Origin of the sequence: Paramixta manurensis, from assembly GCF_013285385.1 — a bacterium.
GTDB lineage: Bacteria > Pseudomonadota > Gammaproteobacteria > Enterobacterales > Enterobacteriaceae > Paramixta > Paramixta manurensis.
The window spans coordinates 533,533-550,547 of the sequence record NZ_CP054212.1 but is presented as its reverse complement, the minus strand read 5'-3'; the positions used below and the strand labels follow the sequence as shown (position 1 = coordinate 550,547).

General features: G+C 53.5%; 17 protein-coding genes. 8 read left to right on the top strand and 9 right to left on the bottom strand.

Translation table 11 applies throughout. From position 1 onward, the window contains the following. Window positions 1-137 precede the first annotated feature (137 nt). Window positions 138-2,279: an anaerobic ribonucleoside-triphosphate reductase gene (gene nrdD / locus PMPD1_RS02725; RefSeq protein WP_173632594.1), complete on the top strand. Its 2,142-nt coding sequence runs from the start codon at window positions 138-140 to the stop codon at window positions 2,277-2,279. Next, window positions 2,276-2,740, top strand: coding sequence for an anaerobic ribonucleoside-triphosphate reductase-activating protein (nrdG, locus tag PMPD1_RS02720; protein ID WP_173632593.1), 465 nt, complete (start codon window positions 2,276-2,278; stop codon window positions 2,738-2,740). The genes nrdD and nrdG overlap by 4 nt, the downstream gene beginning before the upstream one ends. Before the next feature lie 10 nt (window positions 2,741-2,750). Here the strand turns inward: nrdG and PMPD1_RS02715 are convergent, their stop codons facing one another. Continuing rightward, a complete protein-coding gene (locus PMPD1_RS02715) occupies window positions 2,751-3,803 on the bottom strand; it encodes a permease (protein WP_173632592.1) in 1,053 nt (350 codons plus the stop codon). A gap of 286 nt (window positions 3,804-4,089) precedes the next feature. Between PMPD1_RS02715 and PMPD1_RS02710 the strand changes: the two genes are divergently transcribed. Next, window positions 4,090-4,614 (top strand): type 1 glutamine amidotransferase domain-containing protein, encoded by a 525-nt coding sequence (locus PMPD1_RS02710; RefSeq protein WP_173632591.1) that lies wholly within the window; start codon window positions 4,090-4,092, stop codon window positions 4,612-4,614. A 10-nt stretch (window positions 4,615-4,624) separates the two neighbouring features. Here PMPD1_RS02710 and PMPD1_RS02705 read toward each other — a convergent pair whose 3' ends face one another. Then, window positions 4,625-5,074 (bottom strand): YhbP family protein, encoded by a 450-nt coding sequence (locus PMPD1_RS02705; protein WP_173636092.1) that lies wholly within the window; start codon window positions 5,072-5,074, stop codon window positions 4,625-4,627. A gap of 100 nt (window positions 5,075-5,174) precedes the next feature. On the opposite strand from PMPD1_RS02705, the gene PMPD1_RS02700 reads away from it, so the two are divergent. Continuing rightward, complete coding sequence (locus tag PMPD1_RS02700) at window positions 5,175-5,477, top strand: GIY-YIG nuclease family protein (RefSeq protein ID WP_354292745.1); 303 nt, start codon at window positions 5,175-5,177, stop codon at window positions 5,475-5,477. On the opposite strand, the gene PMPD1_RS02695 is transcribed toward PMPD1_RS02700, so the two are convergent. Both PMPD1_RS02695 and ubiT read right to left on the bottom strand, forming a co-directional pair. After that, on the bottom strand, window positions 5,461-5,967 hold the full coding sequence (locus tag PMPD1_RS02695; RefSeq protein WP_173632590.1) for a GNAT family N-acetyltransferase: 507 nt from the start codon (window positions 5,965-5,967) through the stop codon (window positions 5,461-5,463). The genes PMPD1_RS02700 and PMPD1_RS02695 overlap by 17 nt on opposite strands. Continuing rightward, the gene (gene ubiT / locus PMPD1_RS02690) at window positions 5,961-6,488 is read right to left on the bottom strand and encodes a ubiquinone anaerobic biosynthesis accessory factor UbiT (RefSeq protein ID WP_173632589.1); all 528 of its coding nucleotides are present in this window, start codon (window positions 6,486-6,488) and stop codon (window positions 5,961-5,963) included. Before ubiT ends, PMPD1_RS02695 begins: the two co-directional genes overlap by 7 nt. Before the next feature lie 206 nt (window positions 6,489-6,694). Between ubiT and ubiU the strand changes: the two genes are divergently transcribed. The 3 genes from ubiU (at window position 6,695) to PMPD1_RS02675 (ending at window position 9,727) form a co-directional block, all read left to right on the top strand. After that, window positions 6,695-7,690: a ubiquinone anaerobic biosynthesis protein UbiU gene (ubiU, locus tag PMPD1_RS02685; RefSeq protein ID WP_173632588.1), complete on the top strand. Its 996-nt coding sequence runs from the start codon at window positions 6,695-6,697 to the stop codon at window positions 7,688-7,690. A gap of 8 nt (window positions 7,691-7,698) precedes the next feature. Continuing rightward, a complete protein-coding gene (locus PMPD1_RS02680) occupies window positions 7,699-8,580 on the top strand; it encodes a U32 family peptidase (protein ID WP_173632587.1) in 882 nt (293 codons plus the stop codon). Between the two features lie 136 nt (window positions 8,581-8,716). Continuing rightward, a complete protein-coding gene (locus tag PMPD1_RS02675) occupies window positions 8,717-9,727 on the top strand; it encodes a luciferase-like monooxygenase (RefSeq protein ID WP_173632586.1) in 1,011 nt (336 codons plus the stop codon). Here PMPD1_RS02675 and PMPD1_RS02670 read toward each other — a convergent pair whose 3' ends face one another. Beyond that, window positions 9,728-10,648: an AraC family transcriptional regulator gene (locus tag PMPD1_RS02670; RefSeq protein WP_173632585.1), complete on the bottom strand. Its 921-nt coding sequence runs from the start codon at window positions 10,646-10,648 to the stop codon at window positions 9,728-9,730. It abuts the gene before it with no gap. A 191-nt stretch (window positions 10,649-10,839) separates the two neighbouring features. On the opposite strand from PMPD1_RS02670, the gene PMPD1_RS02665 reads away from it, so the two are divergent. Next, window positions 10,840-11,586, top strand: coding sequence for an SDR family NAD(P)-dependent oxidoreductase (locus PMPD1_RS02665; RefSeq protein WP_173636090.1), 747 nt, complete (start codon window positions 10,840-10,842; stop codon window positions 11,584-11,586). A 79-nt stretch (window positions 11,587-11,665) separates the two neighbouring features. Here the strand turns inward: PMPD1_RS02665 and PMPD1_RS02660 are convergent, their stop codons facing one another. From PMPD1_RS02660 to pnp, 4 genes are all read right to left on the bottom strand, one after another. Next, window positions 11,666-13,546, bottom strand: coding sequence for a DEAD/DEAH family ATP-dependent RNA helicase (locus tag PMPD1_RS02660; RefSeq protein ID WP_173632584.1), 1,881 nt, complete (start codon window positions 13,544-13,546; stop codon window positions 11,666-11,668). Window positions 13,547-13,562: 16 nt separating this feature from the next. After that, entirely contained in the window at window positions 13,563-13,619 is a 57-nt protein-coding gene (yrbN, locus tag PMPD1_RS02655; protein WP_173636089.1) for a protein YrbN, read from the bottom strand. 103 nt (window positions 13,620-13,722) lie between these two features. After that, the gene (gene nlpI / locus PMPD1_RS02650) at window positions 13,723-14,607 is read right to left on the bottom strand and encodes a lipoprotein NlpI (protein WP_173632583.1); all 885 of its coding nucleotides are present in this window, start codon (window positions 14,605-14,607) and stop codon (window positions 13,723-13,725) included. A gap of 125 nt (window positions 14,608-14,732) precedes the next feature. Beyond that, complete coding sequence (pnp, locus tag PMPD1_RS02645; RefSeq protein WP_173632582.1) at window positions 14,733-16,862, bottom strand: polyribonucleotide nucleotidyltransferase; 2,130 nt, start codon at window positions 16,860-16,862, stop codon at window positions 14,733-14,735. Between the last annotated feature and the right edge of the window lie 153 nt (window positions 16,863-17,015).

Genomic DNA, 17,015 nt, shown 5'->3' with positions numbered 1-17,015 from the left:
GTTTAACTTTTCAGCCGTGTCTTTCAATCTTTGCTTTATATCAATAAAAGCACAGTTAAATTGAGCGCAAACACCATATATAGCGTTTACTATGCACACCACATTCTACATATAGACTTTTCAAAGGGAGATCGACGGTGCTAACAACGGTGGTGGTGAAGCGCGATGGTTGTCAGGTGGCTTTTGATCAACAACGGATATGTGACGCGATTATGGCCGCAGCGCAGGCCGCGCAGATTAACGATAATGATTATTGCGCCAGCGTCGCACAGCAGGTCAGTGAAAAAGTGGCGGGCCGCGATCGGGTCGATATTCACGAAATTCAGGATGCGGTAGAAAACCTCCTGATGGCTGGGCGCTACCCGCAGTTGGCCCGAACTTATATTGAGTATCGCCATGATCGTGATATTGCCCGCGAACAACGCGGCAAGCTGAACAAAGCCATTCGCGGTCTGGTCGAACAAAGTAACCCGGCGCTGTTAAATGAAAACGCCAATAAAGACAGCAAGGTTATTCCTACTCAACGCGATCTGCTCGCCGGTATTGTGGCGAAGCATTACGCGCAGCAGCATATCTTACCGCGCGAGGTAGTCAGCGCCCATGAGCGCGGCGAGATTCACTATCACGATTTGGACTACGCGCCGTTCTTCCCGATGTTCAACTGCATGTTGATTGACCTAAAAGGCATGCTGACCCACGGTTTTAAGATGGGCAATGCCGAGATTGAGCCGCCAAAATCAATTTCGACCGCCACGGCGGTGACCGCGCAAATTATTGCTCAGGTCGCCAGCCATATTTATGGCGGCACCACCATCAATCGTATTGACGAAGTGCTGGCGCCATTTGTTGAGGCTAGCTTAGCCAAACATCGCGCGGTGGCCGATGAGTGGCAAATTACCGATAAAGAGCGTTACGCGCATACTCGCACTGAAAAAGAGTGCTTTGATGCCTTTCAGTCGCTGGAGTACGAAGTCAACACTCTGCATACCGCCAATGGTCAGACGCCATTTGTTACCTTCGGCTTTGGCCTCGGCACCAGTTGGTCCGCACGTCTGATCCAACGCGCTATTTTGCAAAACCGCATTGCCGGTTTAGGTAAAAATCACAAAACCGCAGTGTTTCCTAAGCTGGTGTTTGCGGTACGCGAGGGGCTTAACCGCCATGCCGGCGATGCTAATTACGATATAAAACAGTTGGCATTAGAGTGCGCCAGTAAACGTATGTACCCCGATATTCTTAATTATGACCAGGTCGTTAAGGTTACCGGCTCATTTAAAACGCCAATGGGTTGCCGTAGTTTCCTCGGCGTCTATGAAGAGAATGGCGAGCAGGTTCACGATGGCCGCAATAACATCGGTGTGATTAGCCTGAATTTGCCGCGTATTGCGTTGGAGGCGGCCGGTGATGAGTCTCGCTTCTGGTCATTGCTGGATGAACGATTGGCGTTGGCGAAAAAAGCGCTGATGACACGTATTGTGCGCCTGGAAAATACCAAAGCGCGCGTGGCGCCGATTTTGTATATGGAAGGCGCCTGTGGCGTGCGGTTGCAGGCAGACGATAACGTAGCCGGTATCTTTAAAAACGGGCGCGCTTCGATTTCACTGGGCTACATCGGCCTGCATGAAACCATTAATGCGCTGAGCGGCGGCGCGATTCATCTGTATGACAGCCCGGCGCTACGCGAGAAAGCTGTCGCGATTGTCACGCGTTTACGCGCTGCGGTAGAGAGCTGGAAAGCGGAAACCGGCTACGGCTTTAGCCTCTACAGCACGCCCAGCGAGAATCTGTGCGACCGTTTCTGTCGGCTGGATGCCGCCCGGTTCGGCATCGTGAAAGGTGTTACCGATAAAGGCTATTACACCAACAGCTTCCACCTCGACGTGGAGAAAAAGGTGAATCCCTACGACAAAATCGACTTTGAGGCGGCCTATCCACCGCTCGCGAATGGCGGTTTTATCTGTTACGGCGAATATCCCAATATTCAGCACAACCTTAAAGCGCTGGAAGATGTCTGGGATTACAGCTATAGCCGGGTGCCCTATTACGGCACCAACACGCCGATTGATGAGTGCTATGAGTGTGGGTTTACCGGTGAGTTTGACTGTACCAGCAAAGGGTTTACCTGCCCGAAATGCGGCAACCACGATGCTGCGCGTGTTTCAGTCACACGTCGCGTCTGCGGCTATCTGGGCAGCCCGGACGCCAGGCCCTTCAATGCTGGTAAACAGGAAGAAGTGAAACGACGGGTCAAACATCTCGACAATGGGCAGCTTGGGTGAACATCCACCAATATTACGAGGTTGATATCGTAAATGGCCCCGGCACACGTTGTACGTTGTTTGTCGCGGGCTGCGAGCATCAGTGTCCAGGTTGCTATAACAAAAGCACCTGGCGACTTAATTCTGGCGTTCCGTTTACGATTCAGATGGAAGAGCGGCTACTGCGCGATCTGCGCGATACGCGCATCCCACGCCAGGGGCTGTCGCTCTCCGGCGGCGATCCCTTGCATCCGGCTAACGTGCCGGATGTTTTACGTCTGGTAAAACGCGTGCGGCGTGAGTGTCCGGATAAAGACATCTGGCTTTGGACCGGCTATAGCCTTGATCAACTCAGTGCCGCGCAGCGACAGGTAGTGGATGAAATTAATGTGTTGGTAGACGGCAAATTTATTCAAGCGTTGAAAGACCCCATGCTGCCGTGGCGCGGCAGCAGCAATCAGGTGATCCATTACCTACGTTAATCGGTTAACGTCACAGAACCACCAGCGCCACGCCGCCAACGATGATTCCGCTTAACGCCACCAGCCCGAGCGTTAACCACAGTGCTTTCGCCGGGAACGCTTTGTGCAACATCATTAATGACGGCACGCTCACCGCCGGTAAAGTCATCAGCAGCGCTAAGCCTGGCGCAATACCCATACCGGCGACCAGCATCGTCTGCACGATAGGAATTTCCGCCGCCGTGGGGATCACAAACAGGCAGCCCGCAATCGCCATCGCTATCACCCACCACAAGGTGTTGCCGACCGCGCCATCAGCGTGTGGGAACAGCCATACGCGTGCCGCACCAAGAACCAGCACCGCGATGATATACAGCGGAATGGTGTTCCAGAACAAAATCCACAGCGCACTGGCCCAACGCCCAATAAACGATCCTTCGTCTTGCTCCACAATGGCGCCAGCTAGCGGCGCATCAAGCGTGACCGTGGCAGCAGGCGTCAATTTTTGCACCACGCTGGCGATACCCAGCACCATTGCCAGCCCTGCCGCCAAACGTACTGCAGCAAATCCCCAGCCAAGCACGAAGCCCATAAATACCAACGTAGCAGGATTAAGCAGCGGATTACCCAGCCAAAACGCCAGTGCGCTACCAACCGAAACCGATGATTTACGCATCCCCGCCGCTACTGGCGCCGCGCAGCAGGTGCACATCATGCCGGGCAATGAAAGCACTGTTGCGAACAACGTAGAAGAAAACCGCCGTGATCCTAACGTTTTTAGTAACCAGTTACGCGGTATCAAAACCTGCACCAATGAGCCCAAAATGACGCCAAGCACCGCCGCTTTCCAGACGGCGAGAAAATAGATCAGCGCATAATCCCAGGCTGCGCGAAAGGGATGCGCCGCCGGATTAGCGAGGATAGATTTACCAATACTGTGCGTTTCAGCGGCGCTGAAGGCTTTGCCATAATAGGGTTGCCATTTGACATACCAAAGACCGGCGACCACTACCACCAAAAAGAGCAGCGGCTTCCACCAGGCAATGCGCGCCAGCCCGGTGCGAGAAGAGGTAAGTTGCGACATGATTAGCGTCCGTATTCAACCTGAATAACGACCCGGTGGAGAACCGGCGATAGAGTGCGATAGTACACGAATTTTTTATTCGTCACTGCGACCCGGTTTACGTTTTACCGCGATTCCTTTCGGCACCCCCCCCTTTTTTCCGGGGATAGACACAGCTTGTTACCACCGACAGCCTAACCAACCCGCTGTTTATTATCTATTTACCAGATAAATCCGTGGCATGACGTTGCATTCTTAGCATACTCAACCAGACTTAAACCGTAACCCCGGACAACCAGGAGGAAAAATGAGCAAGAAAGTTGCGGTACTAATAACCGATGAATTTGAAGACTCTGAATTTACCTCTCCGGCACAAGCGTATACTCAGGCGGGCCATCAAGTGGTGACCATTGATGTACAGGCCGGTAAAACCGTGACCGGTAAGCAAGGTGAAGCGCAGGTTAAGATTGATAAAGGCATTGATGATGTCGACCCTGCTGAATTTGACGCCTTGCTACTACCAGGCGGGCACTCGCCGGATAGCCTGCGTGGTGACGATCGCTTCGTCAATTTTACCAAAACCTTTGTCGCCAGCGGCAAACCGATATTCGCCATTTGCCATGGCCCACAATTATTGATTAGCGCGAACGGCGTGCGCGGTCGCAAAATGACCTGCGTAAAAGCCATTGCGATTGATCTCAAAAATGCGGGCGCTGATTTTTATGATAAAGAAGTCGTGGTAGATGACGACAAACTGGTCACTAGCCGAACCCCTGATGATCTCCCCGCCTTTAACCGCGAATCATTACGTATCCTAAACGCGACGACCTAATCCTCGCGCCTCAGCAAGCTGGCTCTGCCGGGCCAGCTTCGCGCCGCCAGATCATTTTTTTGCCAAACCCCAGCGTGTTATCGGTCATTTTTAGCTCATCCAGCGAAATCGCCCATAACGGCGCGGATGCGCTGCGCGCCACCGGAAAGCGGCGGCAATAGGCTGCTCGCGCCTCACTTTCCTGCGCGCCCTGCAGGAGAGACGCTCGCCCACGGTACTGGACGCCCTTAATCAACATGACGGTGCGTGTCTGCCCGTTAACCGTGCCCGCCACGCGCGGATCGGCAACCAACAACTCACCGTGCCGGGTATGCGTTTCACTCATGATCCAAAACGCCATCTGTTGCTGATTAAACACGTAAAAGCAGTTGGCGCACCATAGATCGTCCTCACTGCGCCCACAGAGCGAAAGGACATGCTGTTTTTTGAGATAACCCAGAATGTGGTTCAGATCGGACAAAATAGCGCTCTCCGCCGGGAGGTAAAGGCAATACTGTGCCATATGGCACACAGTTTTGAATACCGTTAGAATGCCCGAAACCAAAACGACGGGAAACAAGATGGAGAAGGCGGGCATTGCAAGCTGGCGGCTTTATATCCTGAGTACCGCTGCAGGCGCGCTCTATACCGGCATTACAAATGATATTGCCCGGCGGTTTCAGCAGCATCAGAGCGGTAAAGGCGCCAAGGCGCTGCGCGGTAAGGGGCCTTTACATCTGCTGTTTAGCTGTGAGGCGGGCGATCGCGCCAGCGCATCCCGGCTGGAATATCAGGTGAAACAGCTAACGCGCCGGGAGAAGCTTCGGCTGATTGAGCAACAGCCGGTTTCACTGGAGACGTGGTTAGCTAATCGAAACGATTAAAGTGCGCGCTATACTCCACTAAACCGCTGGCACCCTCAAAAGCATTATCGGCCAGTTTATGCACCTGGAAAGCCGCCTCGGTGCCGGGCCACTTACAATGCAGTTGATGACGCGCGGCGGGGGAAAAACCAAAGCGCCCAAACAGCGCCGGGTCGCCCAACGCCACCACGGCGGCATAGCCAAATTCGTTCAGCGAGTCCAACCCTTCATACACCAATTGCCGGGCAATCCCCTGCTGACGAACGCTTTCATCAACCGCCAGCGGCGCTAGCCCCACCCATCCCCGATCTTCATCCTGCAAGGTGACCGGACTGAAAGCCGCGTATCCCAAGACCTGACCTTCATCATCGGTGGCTACCACGCCAAGGGTCAGTTGACCGTCTTCACGTAGTTGATGCACTAAATCCGCTTCCGCGCCGGTGGCAAAGCAGCGGCGTAGCAGGCTATCGATACCTGCGGCATCAACCCCTATTTCCGTACGAATTAACATGACTCACCTGCGCGATTCCCTTGGGATATCGCGTCCTCATTCAATCCGGCCTCAACAAAATCAGCCAATTGCAATAATCCGATGCGCAAAGGCCCCGGCATGGCATCCAGGTCAATCGCATCCATCAAATTTTTCACTTCCAGCCCCAGCTCCGTGTCGCCTTCGATCACTAAACGACGCTGAAAAAATAACGTATCCGGATCCACTTTGCGCGCCGCGACCAACACTAAATCATTGGCATTGCCGCGAAACCAGACATCCGCCTGCTCACGGAGGGCGACCTGTAACCGCCCTTCGTCATCCAGACTGACCGCCCAGTTGAGTGCCAGATCGGTGATCTCCACGCCCAGCCAGCGACCGGTTAAAAAGTCTAACTCACCTTCTTCTACCGCATGACGAAATTGCCAATTCAGGAGTTGTTGCAGCACCACTTTTTTTACCGTGAAAGGGGTCAGCCGCAACGGAAATCGCAACATTGCCGGGCCTTTGCTAACGCATTGCGCACGAAGCTGGTTCAACACAGTTCTTCACTCCTTACGAAAAATTTCGGCTATTTTGCCACACCAGGAAAAGTCATCGGACAAGTTGGATCAACAAAATGTGCGAAGGTAAGGTCAATTACTTCCTGCTACCCGATCAATACGCCATTCGCTGCCTTAAATCAAAATTTGTCGTCAGCAGCTTGTCTACACTCGGGGGCTGTTATCAGCCATTCCTGAGAGAAATCATGGAACTTCTTTGCCCTGCGGGAAACCTCCCCGCCCTAAAGACAGCCATCGAGAACGGTGCGGATGCTGTCTACATTGGCCTGAAAGATGATACCAATGCCCGCCACTTCGCCGGGCTAAACTTTACGGATAAGCGCCTGCAGGAGGCATCGCGTTTTGTGCATCAACACCGGCGTAAACTCCATATCGCCATTAACACTTTTGCACATCCCGATGGTTATATTCGCTGGCAAAATGCCGTTGACCGCGCGGCGGACATCGGCGCCGATGCGTTGATTCTGGCCGATTTAGCGATGCTTGAATATGCCGCCGAGCGCTATCCACACATTGAACGCCATGTTTCCGTTCAAGCCTCAGCTACCAATTTGGAGGCGGTAAAATTTTATCAGCGGCATTTTGGCGTTGCACGCGTGGTATTGCCGCGGGTGCTATCAATCCATCAGGTGCGTCAGTTGGCGCGCGTGACGCCGGTTCCGCTGGAAGTTTTCGCCTTCGGTAGCCTGTGCATTATGGCAGAGGGGCGTTGCTATCTCTCTTCGTGGCTGACCGGGGAGTCGCCCAACACAGTGGGCGCCTGCTCACCGGCGCGTTTTGTGCGTTGGCAACAGACGCCGCACGGCCTGGAGTCGCGGCTCAATGAGGTACTGATTGATCGCTACGATGCCGGAGAAAATGCGGGCTATCCCACGCTCTGTAAAGGGCGTTATCAGGTGGACGGCAATCGTTACCACGTGCTCGAAGAACCGACCAGCCTGAATACCCTCGAACTCCTGCCCGAGCTAATGCAGGCCAATATCGCTTCGGTAAAAATTGAAGGCCGCCAGCGTAGTCCGGCTTATGTGGCGCAAGTGGCGAAGATTTGGCGTCAGGCGATCGATCGTTGTGCTAGCGATCCGGCGCACTTTAACGTACAGCAAAATTGGATGACAGAATTGGGCGCGCTGTCAGAAGGCACCCAGACCACGCTCGGCGCTTACCATCGCAAATGGCAGTAGGAAAGGCAATGAAATATGCATTAGGGCCAGTGTTATGGTACTGGCCGAAGAGTGAGTTAGAGAACTTTTATCAAGCGGCGGCTTCCAGCAGTGCTGATGTAATTTATCTCGGTGAGGCGGTTTGCAGTAAACGGCGCGCCACCAAATTTGGCGACTGGCTTGAGATTGCGCGCCAGTTGGCCGGTAGCGGCAAGCAAGTAGTGCTTAGCACGTTGTCGCTGGTGCAATCGCCGTCAGAACTGAGTGAAATTAAGCGCTTTGTCGATAACGGCGAATTTCTGATTGAAGCGAATGATTTCGGCACCGTCAATATGGCGGCGGAAAAAACCTTACCCTTTGTCGCCGGGCATGCGTTGAACTGCTATAACGCGGTCACACTACGCCTACTGTTGAAACAGGGCATGATGCGCTGGTGTATGCCGGTTGAGCTGTCACGCGATTGGCTGGTTAACGTGTTGCGCCAATGTGATGAGCTGGGAATACGTCGACAGTTTGAAGTGGAAGTCTTTAGCTATGGCTATTTACCGTTAGCTTACTCTGCGCGCTGCTTTACCGCGCGTTCGGAAAACCGCCCAAAAGATGAATGTGAAACCTGTTGTATTCGCTATCCACAAGGGCGCCGGGTGCTGTCACAAGAAAATCAGCAAGTGTTCGTGCTAAACGGTATCCAAACCATGAGCGGCTACTGCTATAACTTGGGTAACGATCTTATTGGTATGCAGGGTTTGGTGGACATCATTCGCTTGTCGCCGGAAACGCCGCAAACGTTGACCATGATTGACCGTTTCCGCGCGAATGAGCAGGGAAAAACGCCGCTCATGATGGCGCAACGTAATGATTGTAATGGGTATTGGCACAATATTGCTGGCCTGGCATTACAGCCAAACTAACTTTAATTAACGTTTGTTAAATAAAAACCCTAAAAATAAATGCAGTTTTATTATGGGTAATGATCGGCAATACTGAGGTGCATCATTAGCAGGCGAAGCTATTCGCCTGCCAGCACAGACGAACAAGTGAGTCGATATGTCTGAGAAAAAAACCGTTCCGATTTCGGTGCTTGACCTGGCGCCGATTCCACAAGGTTCTTCTGCCCGGGAGGCCTTTCAAACTTCGCTGTCGCTGGCTCAGCTAGCGGAAAAGCTTGGGTATCACCGCTACTGGCTAGCAGAACACCATAATATGACGGGTATCGCCAGCGCCGCTACCTCGGTGCTGATCGGCTATCTGGCGGCTCATACCACGACGCTGCATCTCGGTTCCGGCGGTGTGATGCTGCCAAACCATGCGCCACTGGTGATTGCTGAACAGTTCGGTACGCTGGAGTCGCTCTATCCGGGGCGTATTGATTTGGGGCTGGGCCGCGCGCCGGGTTCCGATCAGCGAACCATGATGGCATTGCGGCGCCATCTGAGTAACGGCCAGCCGGACAGTTTTCCGGATGATGTCGCAGAGTTGATCCGTTGGTTTGATGCCGAAGACGGTGAACCATTCCCGGTGCAGCCGGTGCCTGGCTTAGGGCTTAAGATTCCGGTTTGGTTGCTGGGCTCCAGCCTGTACAGCGCTCAGTTGGCGGCGCAGCTTGGCCTGCCTTTCTCCTTCGCCTCCCATTTCGCGCCGGATATGCTCTTCCAGGCACTACACCTGTATCGCAGCAACTTCCAGCCCTCCGCGCGTTTAGAAAAGCCGTATGCCATGGTGTGTATTAACGTGGTCGCCGCCGATAGCGATCGCGACGCACGTTTCTTATTTACCTCTATGCAGCAGCAGTTTATTAATCTGCGCCAAGGTAAACCGGGGCCGCTGCCCGCACCGGTGGAGAATATGGATAATATCTGGTCGCCTTCTGAACAATACGGCGTACAGCAGGCGCTCAGTATGTCCGTGGTGGGCGATAAAGAGAAAGTGCGTCAGGGTCTGTCTGCATTGATTCGTGAAACACAGGCTGATGAAGTCATGATCAATGGCCAGATATTCGATCGCGAAGCGCGTTTACACTCCTTCGAGTTAGCCGCCCAGGCCGCCAGCGAAATGTAATCACTGGCCGGGGCGATTCGTCCCGGCCTCGACCGCCAACATTTTGATGTCGCGCGCCGGTGAAGCGCCGTAAAAGCGACTGTATTCGCGGCTAAATTGCGAGGCGCTTTGGTATCCCACGCGGTAACCGGCGGTACCGGCATCCACCCTTTCTAGTAACATAAGGCGTCGCGCCTCGTTTAGCCGTAACTGTTTCTGGTATTGCATCGGCGTCATTGCGGTGACTGCTTTGAAATGGTGATGCAGCGAAGAGATACTCATGCCGACGCTACTTGCCAGGCGTTCAACTTTCAGCGGCTGATGGAAATTCTCCCGTAGCCAGCGCGCGGCCTTCGCCACTTTGTTACCTGGCCGCTCGGTCATGATCATATTTAACAAGCGGGAGCCCTCAGGCCCGGTTAGCAGCCGATAAAATATTTCCTGCTCGATCAACGGCGCCAGCGCGGGAATATCCTGTGGACGCTCCAGCAGTTTGATCAACCGCAGTACCGCATCCAGCAGTTCCATTGAGACTTTATTCACGGTAATCCCTCGCTCGGTTTTCCCTAGCGGCAGCGTTTCATTCAGGCGCAGTTTGTCCAAATACGCGTGTAGACGCTCTTCATTGATCGAGATAACCACACCCAAGTTAGGCTTTTCCGGCGTGGCGCTGGTCAGGCATGAGCGTACCGGCATGTTCATCGTTGCCAGCAATAAATCCCCCGGCCCATAGTGATACAGCTCATCGCTCAGCCGAATGGTTTTACTGCCCTGCGCCATCAACGCGAAGCTAGCCCATTGCGATACATAGACCGGATGCGCAGGCTCGGAACTACGCCCAAACGAGAGAAAATCAATCGCCGTATTTTTCCGGCCATCTTCGGTAATAAACCGGCCTACCAGGCTGACCAGTTCTTGCCATTGCGAACACGATGGATTCATTGAGAAAGCCCGTAGAGGTTGGAGGAAAGGGATATTTCATTCTACGCAAGCCGCGGCGGGAAAGAATAAGCGGCGGCCAGATTTGGAGGATTGTGCAAAAAGCTTGCAGGATTGCGCTAACTCCTGATGGGCAATAAATAGCATATTTTGTTAAAGACACCAAGCCGCTAAACCGGGTCAGGAGGAGCATGATGAAAGCACTTGAAGGCAAGATTGCGTTAGTGACCGGCGCCTCAAAAGGTATCGGTGCGGGTATCGCTATCTACTTCGCCTCCGTCGGGGCACGCGTCGTAGTGAATTATTTATCCGATGAGGTCGGCGCAGCGGATGTGGTTAGCGATATCGAAGGGATGGGCGGCGAAGCGATTGCGGTGCAGGCCGATATTTCACGCGCGGATGAAGTGAAACGCCTGGTTTCCGTCACGCTGGAGCGTTATGGGGCGCTGGATATCGTGGTGAATAATGCCGGTATCTTTCATTACGGCCCCTTTGAGACGATGACGGAAGCGCAGATGCAGCGCGCTTTCGCGGTAAATGTATTGGGGACGATGTTGATGTGCCAGCAGGCGGCCCGTGCATTTGGCGATCGCGGCGGTTGTATCATTAACCTGAGCGCGCTGGATAGCCAGGACGCAACGGTGGGAATGACATTATGGGCATCCACTAAAGGAGCTATTGATACGTTAACCCAAGGGCTGGCGCGTGAATTGGGAGGAAGGAATATTCGCGTTAACGCTCTGGCGCCGGGCTGTATTCTCACCGAAGGGTTGTTAGCCACTAAAGCGATTAATCCTGAGTTAAAGGCTAAGCTGCTGGCAGCCACACCGCTTGGGCGCTTTGGCATACCGGAAGATGTGGCGCGTGTCGCGTTGTTTCTGGCATCGGATGAGTCGGCTTATGTGAGCGGTGAGCGGGTGCTGATTACTGGTGGTCGTTAAACGATAAAGATCGTCCGTTACAGATAATAAAAAAACCAGCCGGACGGCTGGTTTTTTTCTACTTACTTAATGCTGGCGATTACGCATCACGACGACGGGTCGGCGCGTTGCCGCCTTCATCACGACGCGGGCCACGGTTACCGCCATCACGGTTGAAACCACCGCCACGACGTTCGCCGCCGCGATCGTTACGATCGTTGCTAAAACGACGGCCACCTTCACGACGCTCGCCGGAGAAACCGCCGCGTCCGCCCGCAGCCGGACGACGCTCTGCTCCGCGTTCACGCGGCTGCGCGTCACCCAACAGTTGCATATTCATCGGCTTGTTGAGAATACGCGTGCGGGTAAAGTGTTGCAGGATATCGCCCGGCATGCCTTTCGGCAGCTCAATGGTCGAATGCGATGCAAACAGCTTAATGTTACCGATGTAGCGGCTGCTGATGTCGCCTTCGTTGGCAATCGCGCCGACGATGTGACGAACTTCAACACCGTCATCACGGCCCACTTCGATACGATACAGTTCCATATCGCCAACTTCACGGCGCTCACGACGTGGACGGTCGCCATCACGTGCGCCACGCTCCGGACGATCGCCACGACGATCATCACGCTCGCGGAATTCACGACGCGGACGCGGAGCCGGATCCGGCGGCAGGATCAGCGGACGTTCGCCTTGCGCCATTTTCAGCAATGCGGCAGCCAGCGTTTCCATATCCAGTTCATCTTCCGGTTGCAGCTTAGCTAACAGCGCGCGGTACTGATCAAGATCGCTGCTTTCCAGTTGTTGCTGAACTTTACCAGCAAACTTAGCCAAGCGACGCTGACTCAGTAGTTCTGCATTGGGCAATTCCACTTCAGGAATCGTCAGCTTCATGGTGCGTTCAATGTTACGCAGCAGACGACGCTCGCGGTTCTCAACGAACAGCAACGCACGGCCTGCGCGCCCCGCACGACCGGTACGGCCAATACGGTGAACATATGATTCCGCATCCATCGGGATATCGTAGTTAACAACCAAGCTAATACGCTCAACGTCAAGACCACGAGCCGCCACGTCTGTCGCGATCAGAATATCCAGACGACCATCTTTCAAGCGCTCCAGGGTCTGCTCACGCAGCGCCTGGTTCATGTCACCATTCAGCGCGGCGCTGTTATAACCGCTACGCTCCAATGCTTCCGCCACTTCCATGGTTGCGTTTTTGGTACGCACGAAAATAATCGCCGCATCAAAATCTTCCGCTTCGAGGAAACGAGTCAGCGCATCTGTTTTACGACCGTAAGCGGTCCAGTAGCTCTGGCTAATGTCCGGACGCGTGGTCAGGCTCGATTGGATCCGCACTTCCTGCGGATCTTTCATAAAGCGTTTGGTAATACGACGAATAGCTTCCGGCATGGTCGCTGAAAACAGCGCGGTCTGATGACCTTCCGGGATCTGCGCCATGATGGTTTCAACGTCTTCGATGAAGCCCATACGTAACATTTCGTCTGCTTCATCCAGCACTAAACCGCGCAGGCTAGAGAGATCCAGCGTGCCGCGTTTCAAATGGTCCAGCAAGCGGCCAGGCGTACCAACCACAACCTGTGGGCCTTGGCGCAGAGCGCGTAGTTGCACGTCATAACGTTGGCCGCCATACAGGGCCACGACGTTCAGGCCGCGCATATGTTTAGAGAATTCGGTCACGGCTTCAGCTACCTGAACCGCGAGTTCGCGAGTTGGGGCCAGCACCAGAATTTGCGGTGCCTTGACCGCAGGGTCAATGTTGTTTAACAGCGGCAGCGAGAAAGCTGCGGTTTTACCACTCCCGGTCTGCGCCATACCTAACACATCACGGCCCGCCAGCAGGTGAGGAATACACTCAGCCTGGATTGGGGATGGCTTAACGTAGCCCATACCGTTCAGTGATTCGAGGATGTCGGCGTTCAGGCCAAGGTCAGCAAAAGTGGTTTGGATATCAGTCATGTAGTACACGTGCCTCTTAGATTGCGGCGGCCAGTCTACATAACTCGTCGTGAAAATATTCAGTCATTTTCATTGAAAAGTGTGAACCGGCTCAAATTAGATGATTCGACGAACAAAAAGGCCCTCACCCGGTAAGGCGATGACTTTTAAAAAAATGGGCTAAAATTGTTCGTCAGCTATTGCTGGTCAGATTCTGTCAGATCGTCTTGCGACTGGCCTAACAGCGCCAGTTCCAACAATGCGTATCGGTGCTCAACGAAATTATTTACGTTGTTTGCGACCGCCAGTTTGAACAACGCTTCCGCGTCGTCCTTCTCCCCCAGACTTAGGTAGTACTTACCTAAATAGAAGTTAGTTTCACTGAGATGTTCAGCGAGCGAGGTGTTATCCGTTGCGTCCGCCTTGAGACGTTCCATCAGCGTTTTTTCACTGATGTCGCCCAGGTAGAACTCGACAATATTCCATCCCCATTGATCTCTTGCCGCTTTGTCATAACGCTGTTTCAGCGCGACTTTCGCTTTGTCGGCATCTATCTCGCGTTCGGCGAGATATAGCCATAGGCTACGGAAAGGATCGTTAGGATCGTCTTGATAAAACGCCAGCAGATCATCTTGCGCTAACTTGTATCGACCGCCGTAATAGAGGGCGATACCACGGTTTAAATGCGCATAGTTGTAAGTTGGATCAAGCTCAAGTACAGAATCAAACGCTTCATAGGCGGCATCAAAGTTGCCCGCCTGCGTTAAATATATGCCTAAGTAATTGAATACTTCAGGCATATCCGGTCTGATGGATAGCGCTTGCGAAAAATCGTTTCGCGCCAGTGCCCGCAAACCTAAACTATCATACAACACTCCGCGCTCATATAATAGCTGTGCGCGTTCATCATCGGTCAGGGCGCGACTGGCAAGAATTTGTTCCATGCGTGCCAGGATCACTTCCTGTTGCAGTGTCGGCTGCAGAGGAACTGCCATCACGTTGTTCTTACGCCAATCCGAGTTGCTGCATCCTGCCAGCGTTAGAGCTGTCGCAACGAAACACCAGCGCAAAAAAGGCTTCATTTCCCACTCCCGAATACCAACATTGGGATGAACATCCTGCCATCCGCCTGTCCTGCACAAGGTATCCTGACCTCGCGATGAAACTGTTCTCCCCTCACAATGGGGGAGAACCAGTGATCTAACGCTTACTCCGCTTCAGGATTAACCACAGCCGCTGCTTCCGGCTGGGTTTGCTCTGTCGCTTCTTTGATGCTTAAACGAACGCGTCCCTGACGATCTACTTCCAGTACCTTGACCGGTACTTCCTGACCCATTTGCAGATAGTCAGTCACTTTCTCAACGCGTTTGTCTGCGATCTGAGAAATATGTACCAGGCCCTCTTTACCGCCGCCGATAGCCACAAAGGCACCGAAATCAACGATACGGGTTACTTTACCGTTATAGATACGTCCCACTTCGATCTCAGCGGTGATTTCTTCGATACGACGAATCGCATGCTTCGCTTTATCACCGTCGGTTGCGGCGATTTTCACCGTACCGTCGTCTTCGATCTCAATGGTGGTGCCGGTTTCTTCAGTCAACGCACGGATGACCGAACCACCTTTACCAATCACATCTTTGATCTTGTCCGGATTGATCTTAATGGTATGAATACGCGGCGCAAACTCAGAGATATCGCCACGCGGCGTGCTGATCGCCTGCTCCATCACGCCCAGGATATGCATACGCGCACCCTTCGCCTGATTCAGCGCAACCTGCATGATTTCGCGCGTGATACCTTCGATTTTGATATCCATCTGCAGCGCGGTAATCCCATCACGGCTACCAGCTACTTTAAAGTCCATATCGCCGAGGTGGTCTTCGTCGCCGAGAATATCAGACAGCACGACGTATTTGTCGCCCTCTTTGACCAGACCCATTGCGATACCCGCCACGGCGGCTTTGATCGGCACACCGGCATCCATCAGCGCCAAAGAAGCGCCGCACACCGAAGCCATTGAAGAGGAACCGTTGGACTCAGTAATTTCCGATACCACACGTACGGTGTACGGAAATTCTTCCAGTTTCGGCATCATCGCCAATACGCCACGTTTCGCCAGACGGCCGTGACCAATTTCACGACGCTTCGGCGACCCTACCATCCCGGTTTCACCAACGGAATACGGAGGGAAGTTGTAGTGGAACAGGAAGTTGTCAGTACGTTCGCCTAACAGCTCATCCAGGTTCTGCGCATCACGCGCGGTGCCCAGCGTCGCGGTCACTAATGCTTGCGTTTCGCCACGCGTAAACAGCGCGGAACCATGAGTACGCGGCAACACGCCAGTACGCACATCCAGGCCACGGATCATATCCTTTTCGCGGCCATCAATACGCGGCTCGCCATTCAGAACACGGGTACGAACCACGTTCTTTTCAATCGCGTGCAGAATATCGCTGATTTCAGCGTCATCCAGAGACGCATCCTCCGCCAACAGGGCGGCGATGGTTTCGGATTTAATAACATCAACCTGAGCGTAACGCTCTTGTTTTTCCGTGATGCGATAAGCATCGCTCAAACGCGATTCCGCCAATGCGGCAATACGCGAATGCAGCGTTTGATTCACGGCCTCTGGCTGCCATTCCCAACGCGGTTTGCCCGCTTCGGCTACCAGCGAGTTAATGTTCTCAATAACCACCTGCTGCTGCTCGTGACCGAACACCACTGCGCCGAGCATTTGCTCTTCGCTCAGCACGTCCGCTTCAGATTCCACCATCAGCACCGCGCCCTGCGTACCGGCAACCACCAGATCCAGTTTGCTTTGCTTAATTTCATCAACGGTCGGGTTCAGTACATACTGGTCATTGATATAACCGACGCGTGCGGAACCAATCGGACCGTTAAACGGAATACCAGACAGACTCAGCGCCGCAGAAGCGCCGATCATCGCCACGATATCCGGGTTAACCTGTGGGTTTACCGATACCACAGTGGCGATAACTTGCACTTCATTGACAAAGCCTTCCGGGAACAGCGGACGAACCGGACGGTCAATCAAACGCGCGATCAGCGTTTCGCCTTCGCTCGGACGGCCTTCACGACGGAAGAAGCTGCCCGGGATACGGCCAGCGGCATAGGTACGTTCTTGATAGTTAACGGTCAGCGGGAAAAAATCCTGGCCGGGTTTCGCTTTTTTCTGACCAACAACGGTAACGAACACAGCGGTGTCGTCCATGCTTACCATTACGGCAGCCGTTGCCTGGCGCGCCATCATACCGGTTTCTAATGTTACGGTATGCTGACCATATTGAAATTTACGTACGATCGGGTTCAGCAAAATAATATCCTTAACGCTTAGCCAGCGCGTAAAAACGCACCAACTGTGGATTTTTAACCTTCATTTGCATCCTCGCGACTAATGACAACCTTTACTCCTCTCTCTCATGGAGGATAAAGCCTCTCATTAGCCGCGCGAACCTCTGCAACTGAA